This is a genomic window from Thalassotalea loyana (assembly GCF_030161435.1).
GTDB classification, from domain to species: domain Bacteria; phylum Pseudomonadota; class Gammaproteobacteria; order Enterobacterales; family Alteromonadaceae; genus Thalassotalea_G; species Thalassotalea_G loyana.
Genome location: NZ_BSSV01000007.1, coordinates 259,997 through 279,071, shown reverse-complemented (window position 1 = coordinate 279,071; position 19,075 = coordinate 259,997). Strand labels below are relative to the sequence as shown.

27 protein-coding genes are annotated in these 19,075 nt (G+C 39.8%); 14 read left to right on the top strand and 13 right to left on the bottom strand.

Going from position 1 to position 19,075, the window contains the following annotated elements; genetic code table 11:
• Positions 1–111: 111 nt before the first annotated feature.
• Positions 112–672 (bottom strand): HD domain-containing protein, encoded by a 561-nt coding sequence (locus QQK05_RS15730; RefSeq protein WP_284300314.1) that lies wholly within the window; start codon positions 670–672, stop codon positions 112–114.
• A gap of 69 nt (positions 673–741) precedes the next feature.
• Between QQK05_RS15730 and QQK05_RS15725 the strand changes: the two genes are divergently transcribed.
• The 10 genes from QQK05_RS15725 to QQK05_RS15680 all read left to right on the top strand — a co-directional run bounded on the left by QQK05_RS15725 (position 742) and on the right by QQK05_RS15680 (position 6,022).
• Positions 742–1,728 (top strand): GlxA family transcriptional regulator, encoded by a 987-nt coding sequence (locus tag QQK05_RS15725; RefSeq protein WP_284300312.1) that lies wholly within the window; start codon positions 742–744, stop codon positions 1,726–1,728.
• Positions 1,729–1,969: 241 nt separating this feature from the next.
• A complete protein-coding gene (locus tag QQK05_RS15720; RefSeq protein ID WP_284300310.1) occupies positions 1,970–2,230 on the top strand; it encodes a hypothetical protein in 261 nt (86 codons plus the stop codon).
• Between the two features lie 73 nt (positions 2,231–2,303).
• Positions 2,304–2,510, top strand: a complete 207-nt coding sequence (locus QQK05_RS15715; protein ID WP_284300308.1) for a hypothetical protein — start codon at positions 2,304–2,306, stop codon at positions 2,508–2,510.
• On the top strand, positions 2,482–3,081 hold the full coding sequence (locus QQK05_RS15710) for a DUF7000 family protein (RefSeq protein WP_284300306.1): 600 nt from the start codon (positions 2,482–2,484) through the stop codon (positions 3,079–3,081). The genes QQK05_RS15715 and QQK05_RS15710 overlap by 29 nt, the downstream gene beginning before the upstream one ends.
• A 46-nt stretch (positions 3,082–3,127) precedes the next feature.
• Complete coding sequence (locus QQK05_RS15705) at positions 3,128–3,427, top strand: hypothetical protein (protein WP_284300304.1); 300 nt, start codon at positions 3,128–3,130, stop codon at positions 3,425–3,427.
• A gap of 103 nt (positions 3,428–3,530) precedes the next feature.
• Entirely contained in the window at positions 3,531–3,977 is a 447-nt protein-coding gene (locus tag QQK05_RS15700; RefSeq protein ID WP_284300302.1) for a GyrI-like domain-containing protein, read from the top strand.
• 106 nt (positions 3,978–4,083) lie between these two features.
• Positions 4,084–4,587 carry a GNAT family N-acetyltransferase gene (locus QQK05_RS15695; RefSeq protein WP_284300300.1) on the top strand — a complete coding sequence of 168 codons (504 nt, stop codon included), beginning with the start codon at positions 4,084–4,086 and terminating at the stop codon, positions 4,585–4,587.
• A gap of 65 nt (positions 4,588–4,652) precedes the next feature.
• Complete coding sequence (locus QQK05_RS15690; protein WP_284300298.1) at positions 4,653–5,054, top strand: NUDIX hydrolase; 402 nt, start codon at positions 4,653–4,655, stop codon at positions 5,052–5,054.
• 107 nt (positions 5,055–5,161) lie between these two features.
• The gene (locus QQK05_RS15685; RefSeq protein ID WP_284300296.1) at positions 5,162–5,512 is read left to right on the top strand and encodes a hypothetical protein; all 351 of its coding nucleotides are present in this window, start codon (positions 5,162–5,164) and stop codon (positions 5,510–5,512) included.
• A 105-nt stretch (positions 5,513–5,617) separates the two neighbouring features.
• Positions 5,618–6,022 carry an Ig-like domain-containing protein gene (locus tag QQK05_RS15680; RefSeq protein ID WP_284300294.1) on the top strand — a complete coding sequence of 135 codons (405 nt, stop codon included), beginning with the start codon at positions 5,618–5,620 and terminating at the stop codon, positions 6,020–6,022.
• A 35-nt stretch (positions 6,023–6,057) separates the two neighbouring features.
• Here QQK05_RS15680 and QQK05_RS15675 read toward each other — a convergent pair whose 3' ends face one another.
• The gene (locus QQK05_RS15675) at positions 6,058–6,231 is read right to left on the bottom strand and encodes a DUF6435 family protein (protein WP_284300292.1); all 174 of its coding nucleotides are present in this window, start codon (positions 6,229–6,231) and stop codon (positions 6,058–6,060) included.
• A 136-nt stretch (positions 6,232–6,367) separates the two neighbouring features.
• On the opposite strand from QQK05_RS15675, the gene QQK05_RS15670 reads away from it, so the two are divergent.
• On the top strand, positions 6,368–6,574 hold the full coding sequence (locus QQK05_RS15670; protein ID WP_284300290.1) for a hypothetical protein: 207 nt from the start codon (positions 6,368–6,370) through the stop codon (positions 6,572–6,574).
• A gap of 61 nt (positions 6,575–6,635) precedes the next feature.
• On the opposite strand, the gene QQK05_RS15665 is transcribed toward QQK05_RS15670, so the two are convergent.
• Together QQK05_RS15665 and QQK05_RS15660 are read right to left on the bottom strand one after the other, a co-directional pair.
• Positions 6,636–7,721 carry a S41 family peptidase gene (locus QQK05_RS15665; RefSeq protein ID WP_284300287.1) on the bottom strand — a complete coding sequence of 362 codons (1,086 nt, stop codon included), beginning with the start codon at positions 7,719–7,721 and terminating at the stop codon, positions 6,636–6,638.
• Complete coding sequence (locus QQK05_RS15660) at positions 7,718–8,200, bottom strand: MarR family winged helix-turn-helix transcriptional regulator (RefSeq protein ID WP_284300285.1); 483 nt, start codon at positions 8,198–8,200, stop codon at positions 7,718–7,720. The genes QQK05_RS15665 and QQK05_RS15660 overlap by 4 nt, the downstream gene beginning before the upstream one ends.
• A 129-nt stretch (positions 8,201–8,329) precedes the next feature.
• Here QQK05_RS15660 and QQK05_RS15655 point away from each other — a divergent pair, with 129 nt between their 5' ends.
• Both QQK05_RS15655 and QQK05_RS15650 read left to right on the top strand, forming a co-directional pair.
• Entirely contained in the window at positions 8,330–9,766 is a 1,437-nt protein-coding gene (locus QQK05_RS15655; protein WP_284300283.1) for an MBL fold metallo-hydrolase, read from the top strand.
• A 63-nt stretch (positions 9,767–9,829) separates the two neighbouring features.
• The gene (locus QQK05_RS15650; RefSeq protein WP_284300281.1) at positions 9,830–10,027 is read left to right on the top strand and encodes a hypothetical protein; all 198 of its coding nucleotides are present in this window, start codon (positions 9,830–9,832) and stop codon (positions 10,025–10,027) included.
• Between the two features lie 80 nt (positions 10,028–10,107).
• Here the strand turns inward: QQK05_RS15650 and acuI are convergent, their stop codons facing one another.
• From acuI to QQK05_RS15620, 6 genes are all read right to left on the bottom strand, one after another.
• Positions 10,108–11,088, bottom strand: coding sequence for an acrylyl-CoA reductase (NADPH) (gene acuI / locus QQK05_RS15645; RefSeq protein WP_284300279.1), 981 nt, complete (start codon positions 11,086–11,088; stop codon positions 10,108–10,110).
• A 46-nt stretch (positions 11,089–11,134) separates the two neighbouring features.
• Positions 11,135–11,764 (bottom strand): acrylate utilization transcriptional regulator AcuR, encoded by a 630-nt coding sequence (gene acuR / locus QQK05_RS15640; RefSeq protein WP_284300277.1) that lies wholly within the window; start codon positions 11,762–11,764, stop codon positions 11,135–11,137.
• A 94-nt stretch (positions 11,765–11,858) separates the two neighbouring features.
• The gene (locus QQK05_RS15635; protein ID WP_284300275.1) at positions 11,859–12,206 is read right to left on the bottom strand and encodes a hypothetical protein; all 348 of its coding nucleotides are present in this window, start codon (positions 12,204–12,206) and stop codon (positions 11,859–11,861) included.
• A 157-nt stretch (positions 12,207–12,363) separates the two neighbouring features.
• The gene (locus tag QQK05_RS15630) at positions 12,364–12,594 is read right to left on the bottom strand and encodes a hypothetical protein (RefSeq protein WP_284300274.1); all 231 of its coding nucleotides are present in this window, start codon (positions 12,592–12,594) and stop codon (positions 12,364–12,366) included.
• Positions 12,595–14,259: a PepSY-associated TM helix domain-containing protein gene (locus QQK05_RS15625; protein ID WP_284300272.1), complete on the bottom strand. Its 1,665-nt coding sequence runs from the start codon at positions 14,257–14,259 to the stop codon at positions 12,595–12,597. It lies immediately after the preceding gene.
• A gap of 2 nt (positions 14,260–14,261) precedes the next feature.
• A complete protein-coding gene (locus QQK05_RS15620; protein ID WP_284300270.1) occupies positions 14,262–14,558 on the bottom strand; it encodes a hypothetical protein in 297 nt (98 codons plus the stop codon).
• A gap of 147 nt (positions 14,559–14,705) precedes the next feature.
• On the opposite strand from QQK05_RS15620, the gene QQK05_RS15615 reads away from it, so the two are divergent.
• A complete protein-coding gene (locus tag QQK05_RS15615; RefSeq protein ID WP_284300269.1) occupies positions 14,706–15,200 on the top strand; it encodes a hypothetical protein in 495 nt (164 codons plus the stop codon).
• Between the two features lie 73 nt (positions 15,201–15,273).
• On the opposite strand, the gene QQK05_RS15610 is transcribed toward QQK05_RS15615, so the two are convergent.
• From QQK05_RS15610 to QQK05_RS15600, 3 genes are all read right to left on the bottom strand, one after another.
• Entirely contained in the window at positions 15,274–17,616 is a 2,343-nt protein-coding gene (locus QQK05_RS15610; protein WP_284300267.1) for a TonB-dependent receptor, read from the bottom strand.
• 75 nt (positions 17,617–17,691) lie between these two features.
• A complete protein-coding gene (locus QQK05_RS15605; RefSeq protein ID WP_284300265.1) occupies positions 17,692–18,555 on the bottom strand; it encodes a DUF4198 domain-containing protein in 864 nt (287 codons plus the stop codon).
• Positions 18,556–18,570: 15 nt separating this feature from the next.
• Positions 18,571–19,071 carry a DUF2271 domain-containing protein gene (locus QQK05_RS15600; RefSeq protein ID WP_284300263.1) on the bottom strand — a complete coding sequence of 167 codons (501 nt, stop codon included), beginning with the start codon at positions 19,069–19,071 and terminating at the stop codon, positions 18,571–18,573.
• Positions 19,072–19,075: the final 4 nt, after the last annotated feature.

Genomic DNA, 19,075 nt, shown 5'->3' with positions numbered 1-19,075 from the left:
CCTGTCTCAAAAAAAGCGTCCACCAATACTTCTCAATATCTAAACATTTAAATCATTTAAAAAAACGGACAAAATAGATTTATTGTATCTAAATTGCGGTGCGAGCATCTTCTACTCTTTATAAATATTTTTGATACGCATCATTGGTGCTGGTTTCAATGGGTTACGCCCCAATTGGATAAAAGTAAAGCGCATTAATGTTTTGTGAAAACCAGCATTTGGCATTGCTTTTTTAACTGCTTTTATAAAGTCTCTTGCAACACCATTGCTCACCAAGCCTAATGAGAAGTCCACTAAATCTGCCCTTCTGAAAATCTCAGCTAGCTCCTCATATGGACCTTTGTATTCAAACATCAAATGATGCATATCAATGATAACCTGCACTTCATCTTTCCAATCTGATAAACCTTGTTTGTCCAACCACTGATGACATTCTTGATAGGAAGGTATGAGATAATCCACTCGGTCATGGGTCCATAAAGCAATATCATGAAAAGCAGCTGCAATTTGAACCTTTTGACTTTGCTCGTCGCTCATGTCTGGCTTTAAAAAATGACAAAAATTAAGCATGCGTGTCACATGGTTTCTGTAACCATCAAAATCAGTTTTTATCACATCACGGTAGCTTGCTAAAACCTCTTCAACTAACGGATAACTCAACACCACTTCCATAAATTCAACCTCTAATTAATCATTGCAAGGTACATTTTAGTCAGTTATTTATCGCTGAATATGGCTATAATGGCATATAACAATACTATTCGGCCAAACACTATGATTAATGTAGCGATAGTCGCGTTTGAAGGCATTAGCTTATTTCATTTATCTGTTCCCATTGCTATTTTTAAAGATGCAGCGCCAAGTGAACACGCTCTTTTTAAAATAAAAGTATGCGGCGAAGCAACAGGAAAAATCATCACAGCAAGCGGTATTTCTATAGACATTGAAAGCGATATTTCAGCAATACGATCCGCGGATATTGTGATTATTCCTAGTTGGCTCCCAAACCAAACGCCAAATAAGCCGTTATTAGATGCTTTAAAATTTGCCCATGACAACAATAAACGTATTGTTGGGCTTTGCTTGGGTGCGTACGCACTGGGTTATGCGGGATTGCTTAACCACAAACGGGCAACAACACATTGGAAGTATGGTGATGATTTCCAAGCCAAGTTTCCAGCAATAGATTGCGACATAAACTTGTTGTTTGTTGAAGACGATAATGTGACAACATCAGCTGGCAGTGCAGCAGCGATTGACTGTTGTTTACATATTGTTAAACATTATTACGGCGTAAAAACGGCCAATAAAATTGCACGTGTCATGGTTTCTTCGCCTGAGCGAAGTGGTGGGCAAAATCAGTATATTGAAAGCCCTACTCTTTCCCGGCCGCAAGATGAAAGAATAGCCAAACTTCTAGATAACGTATTAAACAACATAGCTGCTCCCTACACTTTAGCGTCAGCCGCGGACTATTGTATGATGAGCGTGCGTAATTTTAGTCGCAGCTTTAAAGCCACAAACGGTATTAGCTTTACAACTTGGCTAATAAATGCACGATTAAAATACAGCCAAGAATTACTGGAATCAACCAACCTTTCAATTTCACAGGTTGCACACAACGCAGGGTTCAGCTCAGAGCAGATCTTTAGAAAGCACTTTAATAAACGTTATGATACATCGCCCAATAAATGGCGTTCGTCGTTCAAAAACGAACATGCTCAATGAAACGTTACGTTTATATTAATCATACGCATCATTGGTATTGTTTATTGCCTACCTTGATTGTGTTCATGTTCAGTTACTCACGAAAGTCGCTTGTTTAATGCAACGAAATTATTGCTCACAATAATTTTTCAAGTACTAGCATAAGGTTGCGAAGTTTGATAAAAACAATGTCGCTTAGTTAATAACTAATGTTTTGTGCAGTGGAATTATTGCATCAACAAAAATAATCAAGGATGACATCATGATGTTTAGTACCGAGACCATAATGTATTGGTCAATTGTTGTGGCTACAGTTACAGCCTTTATTCATATTGCCTTCGGCGTAGCCGTTATGAATGACGCAACAAACCTAAAGTCCTCCAATCCCAACTCGTTAAAATTTGTTGGTCCATTTTTTTGGATGTTAACTGTATTGTTGGGCGGCGTATTGATTGTAGGCTTGTACTGGCTAATTCACCATTCCTCGCTAAATAACGAATCAATACATAATACAAGCCAATAAGTCTGAATAACCAATAAATGACTAACTCAAAATCAGTCAATTATTAGTTTTATATCCAAAAGGAGTGATTGCAATGGAATTTAAGCAATGTAGTAAATGTCAAAATGAATTACCGTTTTCTGCTGAATCAAATGAAATTACCTGCCCTTTTTGTGGCGCGGTAAATCGAATTGAAAACCAGAAATTTAACGTTGCGAGAGCCAGTAATAAGCCCTGTGACGATGCCACTGTGGGGGTGATTGCAGCCTCGATTGCGTCCGATTCCGGGAGCGATTGCTAACGTCATTTTGTTGCCTTTCAAGGTTATCGTTCCATACAATAAAACAGGTTATGATATTAATTCACAATGGGATCAGAAAGTGTCTGACAAGAATCTAAACGCTCAAATTCAAGCCTATAAAGACGTGTTTGCAAGCGGATTATTTCAATCGACCCATCAAGGCCTCGTCAAAGTGGTTCAGAACTTGAGAGCCGATTTCCATAAAAAGTACACGGGTGAATTGACGATTGGAAGCGTAATGCACGGTTATATAGATTTTACGTACTTTTATATCCAAACCGACTATTTAAAAAAGAAAAAACTCAAACTGGCTATTGTGCTGAACCACCAGAAAGCTCAATTCGAATTATGGTTATTAGGTCAAACGAAAAGTGCTCAAAAAGAATACTGGGAAAAATTAGCCTCAACAAAATGGATAACTAGCAATGAAATGCCGACATATTCTATTTTTGAAGTAGTGTTACTCTCTTCACCTGACTTTGACAACGTAACGAGCATAACACACGCTATTCAAAAGAATTTTGATGCGTTCAGCTCAGAAATTAATCGTACGCTTTCAGCCGTAGACTAATAACAAACAATTGGTTAACCTAAAAAATACTGAGAAAGGAATCACAATGAAAAAACAAATTACAAAACTTTCACCACACCAAAACGGCAAAGTTTTTGGTATTTTAATGGCATTGATCACACTCCCCTTCTTGTTACCTATGATGTTCATGTTCGCTTTTACAGCCCCACAACATGATCAATTTGGTAACCCCGTTGAATTCCCAACCTTTTTCATTTTCGTTGCACCATTTATGTATCTGATTTTTGGTTATATTTCTGTGGCAATTGGTTGTTTGTTCTACAATTTTATTCAACGATTCGTTGGTGGCTTCGAATTTGAAGTATCAGAGTTATCAAAAGATTAATCGACTAGAAAACTGTTATCTCCAAAACCGTTATTTTGGCATTCGATAAAACAGGAATAGCAAGTCTTCACAGCCCGTATAGCGGTCAACAAAGGAAATAATAATGGAAGTAAAGATCGTTTCTGAAAAAACGATACACGGCATTTCTGCCAGAACCAATAATGAAGCTGAAATGAGCCCACATGGAAAAATCCCCGCCTTATGGCAATCATTTGATGCATGTGTACCCGTTGACTACAAAAATGGGGAACGTGTGTATGGCCTTTATTATGACTATGAGTCGGATCATAACGGCATGTTTACTGTACTTGCGGGCTTTGATGGTCAAACATTTCCACCTAATGTAACGCTTGAAAATATAGTTATCCCTGCAGGAAAGTACCTTGTATTTAGTCATCAAGGTGACATGCCGCAAATCGCGATTAATGCATGGACTCAAGTCTGGGAGTATTTTACAAGTGATACTTGTGAGCATGAACGTTTGTTTACAACTGATTTCGAATATTACCCCAACGGGGATGAAATCCAAGTGCACATTGCAATCAAGTAGAAAGAACTGGCTGCGTAGAGTCAATCGCATTTAGCCTCCAAAACCGTTCAGCATGGTTGCATCAAAAACACGTAGACCAATGTGGTCGTAAACCAATCAAAACAATATGATACCTACAATTGAAACCAAAAGGCTACGATTAGTGCCGCCAAGCAGCGCTTGTTTTCAATCTTATAAAGCTTTTTATACCAATGCTGATGCTTCAAAGGCCTATGGCGGCCCGATCAGCGAGGAACAAGCATGGGCAAGGCTAAAAGCCGACCTTGGCTCGTGGTATTTGCTCGGTTTTGGCGTATGGGTAATCCAACGAAAGTCTGACGATCGCTATATTGGTACCTGTGGATTCTGGCAAGGCGATGAATGGCCAAAAGAACTCACGTGGTGGGTATCGCCTGAAGGACGGGGCCAAGGTGTAGCTACGGAAGCTTCCATTGCCGCATTATCTCACGCTTACAACATCTTTAAATGGGACGTTGTTGAAACTTACATGAATGATGAAAACACAGCAGCCCGAGCCCTTGTTGAAAAATTAGGTGGGCAAAAAGTTAGACGACAAGCCTTTAACGATGGTTTAAGTCGCGATATTTACCAAATACCAAAACCAGTATAAACCTCAGGGTTTACTGTGCCCTATTTAAAGTACTAGTTATAACTCACGTATATTCTGGAGTAGTCATGACAAAAGAAATAGATAAATTAGCTTGGTTGTTTATCCAAGATGGAAAACTACTAAGTGCTCGTTCAAAAAATAAGTCCCTGTTTTACATTCCAGGCGGCAAAAGAGAGTTGGGAGAATCCGACGAACAAGCATTAATCAGGGAGATAAAAGAAGAGATTTCTGTCGATTTAGTCCCAAGTTCAATCAAGTATGTAGAGACCTTTAAAGCACCAGCGGATGGCAAGGCTGATAACACGATAGTAAAATTAACCTGCTATTTTGCTGACTATGATGGGCAACTGTGCCCCGATGAAGAAATAGAAGAAATAGATTTCATCAGCTATCAAGATAAGCTTCGCTGCTCTCAAGGCTCTATTAAAGTCATGGATTGGCTTCATAGTCAAAAATTGCTATTTTAATTTTTTGTGATGGCTATATTCCACTTTGCTCTCTTTCTACTGATATAGGAGACGCTGGTGGTTGTGAATGAACTCCACCCATCCGCAAATGAAATAAGGAATGCAATATGCTTAAAAAGTGGTTTTGGAAAATATTAACGTTAGTCTGTATTAGCTTTTTGGTTATTAATCCCGAGCTAATGGCCCTTGCTGTATTTATTGACGCTATTGGGTTAGAGATGTTTCTAATGCTGCTGGAAGTTCAATTAATTGCTGTATTGGGTTACTACTTTAATACGTGGTTAAAGCCTCTATTTTTACCCATTTATCACAAGTTGCAGCGTGTTGATCCTTACTTTTTTATTCCAACTTACCGACATGTCAAATCATGCCCTGCGCTACTGTGTCATGCGGTTCCTGGGTTTATGCTTTGTGTACTAGGTAGCCTAGCGTTACATCAAGAAGCAGGGATGACCTAATTGCTTATAATGACCCACTACCAACAACGAATAAACGAGCACTTGTTCACGCTTTAGTCACCACATATACTGACTAGCACTGCTATTACATCAAGGATGAACCAAATGAAACAACTTAAAAGTATCGTACTATTATCATTGGCTGTTACGACAACATTTGCCTCTGCTAAACCCGTTAGTTTAATAGACATTAAGCCCGTTGTTGTCGCAAGCTCACCAATGGCAGGAACCTCAACAGTTTCCCCGTCAACAAAAGAAATAACCATTCAGTTTAGTAAAGAGATGATGACCAACAAAATGTGGTCAGTGGTAAAAGTCGAACATGGCAACTTTCCCGACATTACCCACGACGTTTATTTCAAGGACGATCGTACCTTTGTTATTCCAGTTAAATTGAAAGCAAACACCGTTTATGCATTCAGTATTAATTCGAAAAACAAGGGTGGCTTTAGAGACGTCAACGGCAAAAAAGCGCAACCTTATTTAGTATCATTTAAAACAGGCGTATAAATAAGGTTGTCGCCCACTGATATCGCAACTAAACGTTAAGCTTTGTTCTCTAGCTGCTTGATTTTCGCATATAAATCTTCAGCTTCTACGGTTAACTGAGAATACAGCCTAATGTCACCATTACGTTGCGCCATCATTGCTTGTTCAAGCTTTGACGCGTGTTGTTTCTCTAACTTTTTGAGTGGGTTTGATTTAAAAATACCGAACATATGGGCTCCAAATTATTGTCAATGTAACTTGTACGCATCAGTGTTAAAGTCAGATTTATATCACGCGTATAAAAGTGAAGTTGAACTTTAATCGCCAGCAGGCATCATAGCTTTAGTGTTAATTATGGAGTGATATATGTATAAAACAGTATGCGTTGTCATTGGATTGTTGGCTTTAGCAGGTTGCAGCAATAAAACCCTTTACGGTATGGGCCAAGATTACCAAAAGAGCCAATGTATTAATGACGCTCAAAATGCAGAGGAACATGCAAAGTGCGTAAATTCCACGCAGAAATCTTATGAAGATTATGAAAAAGAGCGAAAAGCGCTTAAAGACAAATAAAGCGTATTCTAATAAATAAAAAGCCCCTGTTTAGGGGCTTTTTAATAATGGCAATATATAATTAGCCCTTTAAACGCTCAATGCGTTTTTGCATTCTGTTAGCTCTCGCTAGGTTAGGTTCTTTATTCTTAAAACTAGCCAATATCTTTTGTTGTGCCACATTCAACGCTTTATCAACCTCAGTTTCAATATCTGGTTGAACACCCACGCCTTCCCAATTAGTATTTGTCACAGGATTAATAGAGCGTCCATTTGGAATAAAACCATCAAAATGAGCGGTTAACCTGAACACTTCACCAGGGTGCGCGCCTCCTCCAGTCACCTCACCAATAATTGTCGCTCTACCCAAATGCTTTAGCGTATAAGCTAAGTCTTCCGCCGCAGAGAAAGTCGCATTACTGGTTAAAATATAGAGTGGGCGCTCTTGACCGTAATGCTTTCCATTAACGTCAGTTGTTGTATAGCGCTCTTCGGTATAATCTCGGTTTCTGTAGTAAATATTGCTGGTGTTCGTTCGACCATCAACAAAGTAACTCGTCAATAAATCAACCATCGCTGGCGCTCCACCGCGGCTTTCTCTTAAATCAATAATTAGCGCATTGGTATAACCTAACAAATTCATTGCGGATTCTAGTTGATGTGCACCATGCTCTGTCGGCGCAAAAAGCGTCATATTGATATAACCTATATTAAAAGGTAAGCGCTCAACCTTTTCGAAACCAAAATTAAGCGATTGCATAAAAGCTTGCTCACGTTTTGCAAAGGCCTGTTTTGACTCAGGTGTATCTTCTGGAATCACATAAGGGCTGAAATTAATATGAAGATGTTTATCTGAAGTAATTGACAATAATGTATCGTTAATCACACGAGTAAAGCCTTGGCAGTCTTTAACCTGAGAAAATTCACTCTTTGCTGGTAGCTCGCTAACATAATTCGTAAACGCTTTTGCTTTATCCAAAAAAATATATTGCTCAGTTAACTGATTTGCCAAAGCACCTAACACTTCAAGTTGGACTTTCTTGTCAGTACAGTCAATTGAGGGCATATCATCTGCATCAGACACTGCATGTGAACTAAACGAACACATAAGCCCTGCACAAACCGGTGTTATTACGCGAGTGATTTTTTTGTAATCCATTATCGTCATATCGTATTTCCTGTCGATTTTAGTTGGTTATGCGCATTTTTTATTCGCGCTTTAAAAGGTGTCTTTTCTAGCGCTGCTATCGCTTCTTCAGCCAATGCGCTCAGCGGTGTTTGTAATTCATTATCCAGCGATTCTGCCGCCATTGCGGTTGCCCGCCAGCATTGCTCTAATTGGCTGAGCATCGTTTTACCTTTATCTGATAAAGTCACAACCTTTTGTCGGCTATCGCGTTCACAAACGCTTACAACCACTAAGCCCTTTTTAAGCATGGCTTGTACCGTTTGTGTTGCTGCGGGTTGAGTAATACCGGCCTCTTTTGCTAACTCGCTTATGGTACCCGTACCATTTTTAGACAATGTACGCATAATAGGCGTAAACCTTGGCTTGTAGTCCAAATCAAAATCAACGTAGACCTGTTCTACACCACCATCTAGCAATTCAATAAGGTGTCTAAGCGTGGTTCCCAATGTTCTTTTCATTTGTAATCTTGATGTATAAGCACTTATGAAACATAATACATAAGCCCTTATACAAGTAAAGAAAAAATATTTGTATTAAAGTGGTAAGTAAAAAGTTGACTTTAAAAAGAACAAGAAAAGGAATTAGTTTTGAAACGTACGATTAAATCATTTATGTTGATATTCAGTTACCTAGCTATGTCATCTAACGTTTGGGCGAACGACGCTAAGTCGTTTATCGATATACTCAAAACCCACTATGCCAAAACATCCAACATTAATGCATTTTCACTAACGCACAGCTACCTTGGCCGAAGCGATCCCTACCAATCATGGGATTATCAATCACCAACGCGTTATCAAGCATTTAAAGTGACTGAAATAGACACAACCACCAAGCAGTATTATCAAAACGTTGTCCACCACTACACAGGAGGACTTTATTTTGACGAAGTACATTTTCAAAATCGCGAAGAAAGCTTGCGTTATGAACGCAACGGCATTTCTTTAGGTAAGCGTGTCATCAAGCAGAAAATGAATAGCTTTGACCGGTACAAGAACTTGACGTTGATGAATCTTGATTTTTTCGCTGTAAAGCCGCTGCTAGCAGAAACTAACATTGAAGAGACCATAGAATACACCGTTAATCTCAGCGACAGCACGATAACCCTGATACACAACCCATCTCAAAAGAAAACGATGGAGTATGTATTTAAGAAAAAGCCACTGCGTTTAATCTCAATTAATGATAAAACCAGAAAGCGTATCTACCTTTATGATGATTACAGACATAACGGCGGCTATTTTTTTGCCCACTCGCTAATCAAAAAGTATAACGGCGACAAAAAGCCTAGCTTTATTACACGTCTCGAAAAGTTTGAAGTTATCAGCCAAATAGACCAAGATAAGTTGAGCATACCAAGTGGTTATTACCATGAAAAGTCCAGTAAAAGCAAAGCACTCATATCAACAAAAGTCGCCCAAGATTTGTATTTGCTAACGGATTCATCAGCAAACAACAACATATTAATGCAAGTAATCAACGACGAGATTACCGTTTTTGGCGTGCCACGTAGTAAAAAATCGTCACAACAGCTTATTGAAAAAATTAACCAAGACTTTTCTAAGCCAAAGATCAAAGGAATTTTTGTTACCCATCCTTACAGTGATCATATTGCGGGGCTACTACCTTTCGTAGAAATTGGCGCAACTATCTATGCAAATGGATATACAATCAACGCAATAAAAGCCTTTCCTCGCTTTGCTAACGATATTGAACATTTCAAATTTGAAGAAATAAAACATAAGCAAACAAAGAACAATGTACAGTTTTATGTATTAGAAAATGCACGAACTAAACGACAAAGCTTCGCCTATTTTCAGCAAGGTGGCATTATCTATCAGGCTGATTTCTTAGAAGTAGCTCAAGATAATACTATTGCCAAGATGTTGCCGAGTTATAGCAAGCAATTCATTGACTTCATTAGAAATGAAAAACTCAATTTTAGCCGCATTGTTGGCTACCATCGAAACAATGATATTTCACCAAGCGTAGTCGACAAATCCTATAACGCTGTTACGATGTAAACGATAATGTTTGCTAATGAAAGTGATTGCTAATAATCATCAGCACAATAAGGAGCCGGAATTATGAAGCAAAGTAAATCAAAGCAACACGGTAAGCTTGAGCAACCTTTAGCAACGGGTATCGGTGTTGGTCTTGCGATTGGTGTAGCGCTTGGTGCTGCACTTGAAAGCATCGCTTTAGGCATTGGAGTGGGTGTCGCTATTGGTGCAGGCGTTGCGACGACACAAGCAAAACCCAAAAACCGTAGCCAAGATGATTAAAATGGCCAAATAATAATGTGTTATTGACTAAACATGGTGGCCGAACATTGCATGCTCAGCCATCATGTTTAACTTGTTCATTAGCCGATCTTAACAACCACCCTGCCTTGGACCTTGCCATTAATCAGCGCTTCAGCCATGTCACAAACGTCATTCAAACCAATTTCTTTTGCTACGCCTTGATAGATATCGTCATCTAAAATATCAGCGATTCGTTGCCACGCTTCTTCTCTGTCAGCTAATGGTCGCATTACACTATCGATACCGGCTAGGGTTATTCCTCGCAAAATAAATGGCGCCACCGTTCCCGGCAAATCCATACCTTGAGCTAACCCACACGCAGCGACAATCCCACCATATCTGGTGCTCGCACACGCATTGACTAATGTGTGACTTCCCACTGAGTCAATCACTCCTGCCCAACGCTCTTTTGCTAATGGTCTTCCCGGCTCACATAGCTCACTCCGATCGATGACTTCTGATGCACCAAGAGACTTCAAATAACTACTTTCGGATACACGACCTGTTGACGCCACCACGGTATAACCTAACTTTGCAAGGATAGCGATGGCATAGCTGCCAACACCACCGTTTGCACCTGTCACTAAGATCTCACCGCTATCAGGGGTTACACCATGCTTTTCCAATGCGATCACACATAACATCGCAGTATAACCTGCCGTGCCAATTGCCATCGCTTGTTTTCCTGAAAGCGATTGAGGTAAGGCAATAAGCCAGTCACTATTAAGTCTGGCCTTTTCAGCAAGACCGCCGCAATGTACTTCACCAACACCAAAGCCATTTAAAACAACTTCATCACCTTGATTAAACTTGCCTGATTCGCAGTGCTCGACTGTTCCAACTAAGTCAATTCCAGGGATCATCGGAAACTTTCTAACCACTGGTGATTTACCTGTTATAGCCAAAGCATCTTTATAATTGATCGTGCTGTATGACACCTTAACCGTGGTATCACCATCCATGAGAAAACTATCGTCTAACTCTTTCACATTAGCATGGTAATTTTGCTCATCTTTCTCGATTAATAAACCTTTAAACATATGTTCTCCGAATATAGACCGATCGTCTATTATTAGTTAAAAAATTTTACTTGGCTAAACCTTGAATAAAAAAGTGATAGTAATTATCCAGTGGTTTCACGCTTCGCTCTAACTTTGCTCTACTTACTGCGCCTTCCCAACCTGTCCAGAAAAATTCGGCTAACAAGGCACTGTCGGCTGCTTGAGACAACTCACCCTGTCGCTTAGCTTCTTCTAAGCAAGCAGCCACACGACTTTGCCATGACTCAAAAATTTCTATTAACCGACTACGAAAGCTCTCTGGTAGCATTTCGACTTCCTGTCCTAGATTGCCGACTAAACAACCTCGCTTAAATTCATGTCTAGCCATGCCTTGCTTTGCGTCTTCAACAAAGTGATGAATTCGCTCTAATGGGGAATAACTTGTATTGAGCAAACAGCTATCAAGCTTCTTTGCAAAATATGCGGCATAGTTATCAAGCACCGCATGCCCAAACGCTTCTTTGTTCGAAAAATAAAAGTAGAAGGAGCCCTTAGGTACCCCTACTTTCTTCAGTATTTTTTCAATACCCGCCGACGCAAAACCTATTTCGGTTAAGTGCTCTAGCCCACTGCGAATTAACTCCGCTCTAGTATCTCTACTTTGGGCAGATTTAGGTGGTCGTCCACGACGAGGTTTACTTTGTACATCATTCATACAAACATAATAGACCGATCGTCTATTAAATTACAAGTACAAGCCAAAATAAATTGAAGAGATGGTAAGTACTTTGGCCTATCACCTAACTTAATTAATCGTGTGTCTCGTGGAAGTGTGTACCATGTTGGTGGTGCCAATGACCATCATGTAGATATTCAGTTCTCCCGTTCACGACTCGACTCTTGTGACCACACTCTAAACTGTGACCATGTTTGTGGTTATCGTGTACATCTATAGTTGCTTCATGAATATGACCTGAATGACTATGATGATCATGCCCATCATGGTTGTAATCAAAATGATCAATATGCCACTCCGCTGCATGACCACAGTTTTTTACATGAGCATGTTTATGGTTGTCGTGAGTTTGATGGACATCATCACCAGCAATCACAGATGAACAAATCATTACACTTAAGGCTAAAAATTTTGTTTTCATGGTACCTCCAGTCTAATTAGGTCATTAAAGTATAGCCAAATTAGAAGGTACCGCTTTACCCTGCATAGCTTTTTGAAATACCACTACAATTATTTTATGTTAGCTAATAAAAAGCCCCGAATTATCGGGGCTTTTTGACAAGTAATGTTAAGTGAAGTTACTTAGCAAATTTGTACCTTAAAAGTGTGAACATGGTACCAACCAAACTAACTAATCCAAGTAAAATGAATACCCCACGTAGTGTGCCGTATTCAATACTCAATACGATTCCACATACAATAAATGCTACTGTTGCAGAGAACTGCTTGATCTTATTAGTTGTTAACTCACCATGATCTTGCATTAAGTAAACACCTAATAACGAAATTACAATTGATAGCAAAATCATTTATACACTCTCCTGTACAATTGTCGTAGTGCTTGGTTCAACTGTTTTTTCTGACTTTACCTTATCAAACTTTTTCACTACTTTTATTAAGTAAAAACCCATTGCAAAACACCCTAAATCAATACCTAATGCAATCATTTGCCCTTCAGTTAATTGGGTAAATAGAGCACTTCCCGTCATCAATATATCAATTGGGAAAACCGACATTAAAATAGCTGAAGTTAAATAAGCGATTTGCTTTGCAACTTTTTTCTCACATGGCATCACAAATGCCCACAATATCGTTAATAACCAGCTACCAAAGAATGGCCACCAAATCGCAGAGCCAACATTGTCAACCACCATAATGTATTTTAAAAACGCATTGGCAGGGAATAGTAAGAATGTGGCCACAACGATACCACCACAACCACCAACAATGAGTCGGTTAAATCGTTGATAAGTTTGCATTGAATATTTTGGATTAGCTGCATTAACACCACGTTCCATCCATAACATCAAACCTGTTAATGGCAGTAATGCGGTGCCTAGGCCTAGAACAGCCCAGATAATTTTCACAAATATACCGCCAAAATTACCAAAGTGAAGTGGAAACATAACGTCTAATATGGCACCGGTATACCCTTCAATACGAGCGAAGTTACTGTAGATTTGTTGGAATTCACCGCTCGCATTATATACAGCCGTTTGTGCCGCCATAGCGTCGCCTCCTGTAACACCAAAATACATTGCAGCTGACTTATCTCCATACCCCATAATCGTAATGGTGTTTACCTTAGTTTCTTCGTCAATTGTTAAAGCATGTGATAATGCTGTTGATACTGCCGTTGGTTGAGCAATATTTTGAATAATTGGCTCAGGTACAGCAGTAAAAGTCTCAATCAATTTATCTTGATCACCACCAAAACTGACAAATGCCGCCGCAGGTACTAATACGACGATAGCTAAGCCAAGAAAGGCACCAGTAAATGCAATAACAGAGTTAAACAATAACCCCCAAACCCCGATAGCTTTGTGACTATCGTTAAGCATTAAGCTGTAACTTTTTCGAGGTCTAAAAGTAAAGAACTGCGCAAGAATCTTTCGATGGATAAATATCCCAGTAACGATCGAAAGCATCATTGTTAGACCTAAAACGCCTGTCGTTAGCAAACCTATTGGTCGCCCCATATGCAAATCAGCATGAAAACCTACGATAAATTCAGCCATGTCATATTGACTGTTGGCAAATAGTTCTTCAACTAAGCCTGTTTTTTCAGAGACGTATTCATAAGTATTCGGATCAAACTCATAAATCGTAGCAACGGGTGGGTTTCGTTTTGGCTTTTCTCCTTCGGCCAGTTTACTCTCATCAACTGGATCACCGTGGTGAGACTCAAACATGATGAATAATCGAGTTGATGAACGCACGCCAGGCAAAAATACTAAGATTTCTTCTTTGTAATGCTCAGGAACTTTATGTGAATACTCTTCAATTAAACGTTCTATTTTCACTGTATCGACAGGTGCAAGCGCACGAATCTCTGGATTTGCCCAAAGCTTGATTTCTGGTCTACCAAAGACTGATACCGCACCAGTAAATGCAATAACAAACAATAAAATTCCGGTAATAATACCGACCCAACTATGCAGTGTATAAAGTTTTTTAATCGACTTACTTTTCATAATTAACCTGCTAGCGCTATATATGACAACGCACCATGACTAAAACATAGTGCTAACATTAATGCCCAAGGTTTCCATGCTTTGTCTGCCATGTAGCAATAAAGGCATAGCCCTGTCCAAATAAATGGAAATAATAAAATAGGTACTGCAATTTGATCCGCAGCACTAAACGGTAAATAGGTTGTCATTCCTGGAATTAAAATGACACAGGTGATAAAGGCCATTAACACGCCAGCAATGTTCCTGCTTTTAATTGAGGTAAAAACACTCGCCCGAGTATTTTGAGTGGTATCAGTCATTAGTCTCACTTCCTGTTTTTTTAAATTCTTCACATCAAATACAAATGATAATTGTTTTTATTTGTTGAAATAATCGTTATAGTATCAATCTCAAACGCTACTCATAGTCGTAACAATGAGAGCAAATAAATTATTTAAGGACAGACAATGAAAAAACCTGCTTTGCTTTTACTTCCACTTATTGCATGCGCGAGCTATTCAGCTAGTGCACATGAAACAGATCATTGGGACCAGTATGAAACGCTGGCAACCAACATCTCAAAAACAGTAAAAACTGCACCACTCGATAAATTAACCAAGCAAAGCATTGAGTTAACTCAACTTTCTACTCAATTAATTCCTGCTTTTATTGAGCAACACCCTATTTGCAAGGGTTACCTCACAGCAGCCTTAGGCGCGTCAAACAAGATGACATCATTGTCACTAGAGGATATTGAAAAGGACTATCACGCTGATGGTAAGCTACCTGCCGTAAAATCGGCTAAATGCTATCACGCGAAAGATTTACTTGTTCACCCAGCGACCATGGCGGTTATTGGTAAGACACAACAAGATACTAAACAAACACGTCAACAAATGGCTGATGAGTTAGAAGAAGTTCTTGAGCATTTTAACCAAGTAAAAAGCGCTGCCGGTATCTAATCCTTGTCTATCATATGTGCCATAGCCATTTGGCTACGGCACACCCTCTTGATACTTAACCAGTTACTTCCTACTAAAATTGCGCAAAAAACGACACGCTAATATGACGCGAACGTCCAATATTATGTTGTCCATAACTATCGGCATTTCCTAAGCTATCCGCTTCTGAGAAATATCCCGTGATATACTCTTCATCAAGTAAATTGCTCGCATCAATACGAACTTGATAGTTATCCCACTCATACCCTGCGTTTGCATTAATCAGAATTCGACTGTCATTCTTTGGATCGCTATCAATGGCGAGTTTTGCTGAATCAAGCGACGTTTCAGGATCAAGATAAGTAAAGCTTTCACCTTTATAATTCGCATTAGCGCCTATAGTAAAACCATTTCCAAAGTCATAGCTTGCAGCTATATTCGCTGTCCACTCAGGAGAGTCGGCAAACGATCGGCCAGCGAGATCTTTCACTTCTCCCGTGGATTGAACCGTATACTCAAACTTATCGAATTGTGTTTTTGCTAGACCAACACCTGCCACAATAGATAACTGGTCGCTCGGGTAATAAAACAGTTCAGACTCAAAGCCCTTGATATTTGATTCACCAGCGTTAACCGTTTCGTTGTCGAAACTTGCTGAAGATAACTGGATCGAAATTTGTTGATCTGTCCATTGGGTATAGAAAATATTCGTGTTGAACATTACCTTCCCGTTCTGCCAAACTGATCGGAAAGAGAGCTCATAGTTGTCTGTATATTCAGGATCGTAGGTGTAAATTTGTTGCTGCGCGATGTTTGTGCCGACACCACCAGAGCGATAACCTCGCTGGTAAATGAAACTCGTCGTAACATCATCATTAAGATGATAACTCAATCCTAATTTAGGTAGCCAAGCGTCAAAATCAGCTTCTGCCTCTGGCTCTACACCTGATGCGGCTGCAGCCATGCCATTTAACGTACCGTTAATACCGGCGACAACTTGATCTAGAGGTGCAGGAACCGATGCAGGATTAGGCATGGTGTTATTAATAGTGTAATTAGCATACGAACTATTTTTTTGTGTTTCTTTATCAAATCTTAGACCTGCTAAAACGTCCAATTGCTCGGTTAGCTGCCATGTTAGATCAGTGTAAATAGCAAAAGTCTCTACCGCTTGTTCGACGCTAGAATCCAACCCCAGAACAACAGGATCGATGTCTGGATATAACGGAACAACGAGTGCCGCATATTCCGCAGGTAAGCCAAAACCACCAAATTGTGGTGGCGCTGTTAATAAGACCTCTAGTGAAGGTAAACCAAGATCAGCAAAGGTTAAAAATCGTTCTCCGTAAGCTTGATCGTCTACATCTAAGGTTGAGAAATAAATACCGGTTACCGCTTGCAGGCTATCCGACTCAAAAATTAGGCGAAACTCCTGACTCATGGTCTCGTCATTTCGAACATAACGATTATCTTCAACAATTTGTTCAGGCGTCATATCACCATCCCAATTATAACGATACTCACTGTCACTGTATGTGGTAATCGAATCAAACGTCCAGGTGTCATTTACTTCCCATGACATCTCTAAATTGATTAGATCAGTTTCGGTTTTTTCAAAAATATGCGTGTTATTCCATACCGTGCGCTGAAATGGATCTTCCCCATAGTTATACAATACCCATTCAGGACCGTATTCTGCATCAGTACTAGTAACGGTTAGCAACGCATCGAACGTATCCGTTGGCTCAAACAAGAGTTTTCCTCTAACCGTTTGGCTTTCCTGATAATTTGCACCGCTATCACGCGTAGTATTTTGAATATCACCATCAAAGCTTTTATCTTCAATAGCAACACGAAATGCCAACATGTCTTCAACAATCGCGCCACCACCCGCTACAGCAAACTCCTGTTGGCCGTTTTCACCCAACGTAATTTTGCCTTTAGCATCATACTCATACATTGGATCCTGTGTTCTCAACATAATCGCACCCGCAAGTGCATTGCGGCCTTGTAGCGTAGACTGAGGACCGCGAAAAACTTCTACTTGTGCAAGATCCCAAACCGACAGCGCCCCCCCACGTACTACACGATATGGTAGCGGAGCACCGTCCAAGTACATGCTGGTTAAGAAGCTATTACCACCTCCGGATACATTAAATGCATTAATACCGCGGATGGTGAAGCCTTGATTAAACTCACCTGATACATTAGGAATATAGTTGTAAATATCCGCCATATTTTGAACATTTAACTTTTCAAGTTCACTTGATGTCATCACCGCAACACTATTGGGCGTATCTTTTAACGAACGGTCAATTTTTTGTCCTGTGACGACAATCGTTTCAATGTTTTCGTCTGGCATCTCGTCTGCTAAAGCCATGTTTGATGCTGTACCCAAAGCAAATAATAGGCTCGCTGCTACTTTATTATATTTCATTGTTTTCATTATGTTTTATGGTTAATGTTTGTTTCACTAAGATGACTCAAGCCAAGAGTGAAACGGCTTTTGTGATTACTGTGGAAAGACTTCCAAGGTTAAATACAAGCTGTAGTGCTTTACATCCATTTCTGCTGGTTGCTCAATGTTTTCCATCGTCGACGCGGCTAGAAAGTAGAAGCCAGCGGACTGCGGTGTAAAGGAAAAAGAGCCATCGTTTGCAACATCGATGTTTAATTCATTTCGTTCATTTCGATGACGAGTGCCACCTTTAATAACTTTAACTTTGGCTGGTGTTTTTAATGTTTTACCGTTAAACAGCAATTTGAATTGAGCTGCTTCACCGACAAACAAGTCGTTAGGATGAGTGTCGCCACTAAGTTCAACGCCAACGCCTGTTGGCTTTACTGCAGCATTACTTGGTTCATTTAACGTGACAAAGGTTTCAACTCGAGACATAGTCGTTCGGCGAACTACGTCAGTTACATTGTCAGGTAGTGATGGATGCTTTCCGAAACGACGTGAGTGCGTACCATCGTCTTTCTTAAATGTCGTCATATGAACATCAGGTTGAACAAGTGATACTCGATAGGTACCGCTCTTCGTCAATTTGATGTCTGCGACAGACAGTCGACTAAACGCCTGCCATCGCGTATCAGTTGTTAATGTTAAATCTGGCGAAATGACTCGGTGTTCAAGCATATCGAATAACGTTTTTAGATCACCAACATCAGCACCCGTATCACTATCACCAAAAGGTCTGTCAGGATGGAAAATATCATTAGATATACTTGAGATAATACTCACCGACTGAGCTTTATCGCCAGAAAGCTGAGTATGAGAAGGCAACATAAAGCGCTCGTGAGCTTGAGTGAATACTGGCATCATTAGCGATGAAGCACACAATAAGGTTGCGATGTTTTTGAACACAAGTTTCATGTAAATTCCTTTGTATTAATTAACTGAAATAACGATTTTTCCGAGCTCCGTTTTGCCTTGAAGCTCGTAGTGTTGAATTCGATTTTGGCCGTAGTAAATTTTTTGTCGGATATACTCTCGACTACCTTGCTCACGCACGGACTCAAAATGCAGAATGTATTCACCTGGAGGTAATCGTTGGCCGTCAACTAACTGACCATGCCAAATAAGATGATATACACCTGGTTTTCTAGTAGCCCCAGTAACTGCGTCGTAATTAGGCGAGCGTTTTCGCCCTATTTTTCGCCACCATTGGCGTAAATCTTTAAACCAGTCTGGTTGTTCTTTCCAAAACGCAAACGTATGCACACCCTCGCGTTTCGGCGTTTCAAGCCAAATAGCTACGTAAGGCTTATGGTAAGGATTTGATGTAATCTTTGGGATTTCGACGGTCATATTGATTGTTTGAGCCCCAGCTATGTGGCTGAAACACATTGAACCCAGACCGATAAATATGATGAGAAAAAACTTATTCATTTGG

What these genes read in the sequence shown, in the direction of transcription:
- QQK05_RS15730 (WP_284300314.1), bottom strand. Translation starts at nt 672, where the DNA reads ATGGAAGTGGTGTTGAGTTATCCGTTAGTTGAAGAGGTTTTAGCAAGC.
- QQK05_RS15725 (WP_284300312.1), top strand. Translation starts at nt 742, where the DNA reads ATGGCATATAACAATACTATTCGGCCAAACACTATGATTAATGTAGCG.
- QQK05_RS15720 (WP_284300310.1), top strand. Translation starts at nt 1,970, where the DNA reads ATGATGTTTAGTACCGAGACCATAATGTATTGGTCAATTGTTGTGGCT.
- QQK05_RS15715 (WP_284300308.1), top strand. Translation starts at nt 2,304, where the DNA reads ATGGAATTTAAGCAATGTAGTAAATGTCAAAATGAATTACCGTTTTCT.
- QQK05_RS15705 (WP_284300304.1), top strand. Translation starts at nt 3,128, where the DNA reads ATGAAAAAACAAATTACAAAACTTTCACCACACCAAAACGGCAAAGTT.
- QQK05_RS15700 (WP_284300302.1), top strand. Translation starts at nt 3,531, where the DNA reads ATGGAAGTAAAGATCGTTTCTGAAAAAACGATACACGGCATTTCTGCC.
- QQK05_RS15695 (WP_284300300.1), top strand. Translation starts at nt 4,084, where the DNA reads ATGATACCTACAATTGAAACCAAAAGGCTACGATTAGTGCCGCCAAGC.
- QQK05_RS15690 (WP_284300298.1), top strand. Translation starts at nt 4,653, where the DNA reads ATGACAAAAGAAATAGATAAATTAGCTTGGTTGTTTATCCAAGATGGA.
- QQK05_RS15685 (WP_284300296.1), top strand. Translation starts at nt 5,162, where the DNA reads ATGCTTAAAAAGTGGTTTTGGAAAATATTAACGTTAGTCTGTATTAGC.
- QQK05_RS15680 (WP_284300294.1), top strand. Translation starts at nt 5,618, where the DNA reads ATGAAACAACTTAAAAGTATCGTACTATTATCATTGGCTGTTACGACA.
- QQK05_RS15675 (WP_284300292.1), bottom strand. Translation starts at nt 6,231, where the DNA reads ATGTTCGGTATTTTTAAATCAAACCCACTCAAAAAGTTAGAGAAACAA.
- QQK05_RS15670 (WP_284300290.1), top strand. Translation starts at nt 6,368, where the DNA reads ATGTATAAAACAGTATGCGTTGTCATTGGATTGTTGGCTTTAGCAGGT.
- QQK05_RS15665 (WP_284300287.1), bottom strand. Translation starts at nt 7,721, where the DNA reads ATGACGATAATGGATTACAAAAAAATCACTCGCGTAATAACACCGGTT.
- QQK05_RS15660 (WP_284300285.1), bottom strand. Translation starts at nt 8,200, where the DNA reads ATGAAAAGAACATTGGGAACCACGCTTAGACACCTTATTGAATTGCTA.
- QQK05_RS15650 (WP_284300281.1), top strand. Translation starts at nt 9,830, where the DNA reads ATGAAGCAAAGTAAATCAAAGCAACACGGTAAGCTTGAGCAACCTTTA.
- acuI (WP_284300279.1), bottom strand. Translation starts at nt 11,088, where the DNA reads ATGTTTAAAGGTTTATTAATCGAGAAAGATGAGCAAAATTACCATGCT.
- acuR (WP_284300277.1), bottom strand. Translation starts at nt 11,764, where the DNA reads ATGAATGATGTACAAAGTAAACCTCGTCGTGGACGACCACCTAAATCT.
- QQK05_RS15635 (WP_284300275.1), bottom strand. Translation starts at nt 12,206, where the DNA reads ATGAAAACAAAATTTTTAGCCTTAAGTGTAATGATTTGTTCATCTGTG.
- QQK05_RS15630 (WP_284300274.1), bottom strand. Translation starts at nt 12,594, where the DNA reads ATGATTTTGCTATCAATTGTAATTTCGTTATTAGGTGTTTACTTAATG.
- QQK05_RS15625 (WP_284300272.1), bottom strand. Translation starts at nt 14,259, where the DNA reads ATGAAAAGTAAGTCGATTAAAAAACTTTATACACTGCATAGTTGGGTC.
- QQK05_RS15620 (WP_284300270.1), bottom strand. Translation starts at nt 14,558, where the DNA reads ATGACTGATACCACTCAAAATACTCGGGCGAGTGTTTTTACCTCAATT.
- QQK05_RS15615 (WP_284300269.1), top strand. Translation starts at nt 14,706, where the DNA reads ATGAAAAAACCTGCTTTGCTTTTACTTCCACTTATTGCATGCGCGAGC.
- QQK05_RS15610 (WP_284300267.1), bottom strand. Translation starts at nt 17,616, where the DNA reads ATGAAATATAATAAAGTAGCAGCGAGCCTATTATTTGCTTTGGGTACA.
- QQK05_RS15605 (WP_284300265.1), bottom strand. Translation starts at nt 18,555, where the DNA reads ATGAAACTTGTGTTCAAAAACATCGCAACCTTATTGTGTGCTTCATCG.
- QQK05_RS15600 (WP_284300263.1), bottom strand. Translation starts at nt 19,071, where the DNA reads ATGAATAAGTTTTTTCTCATCATATTTATCGGTCTGGGTTCAATGTGT.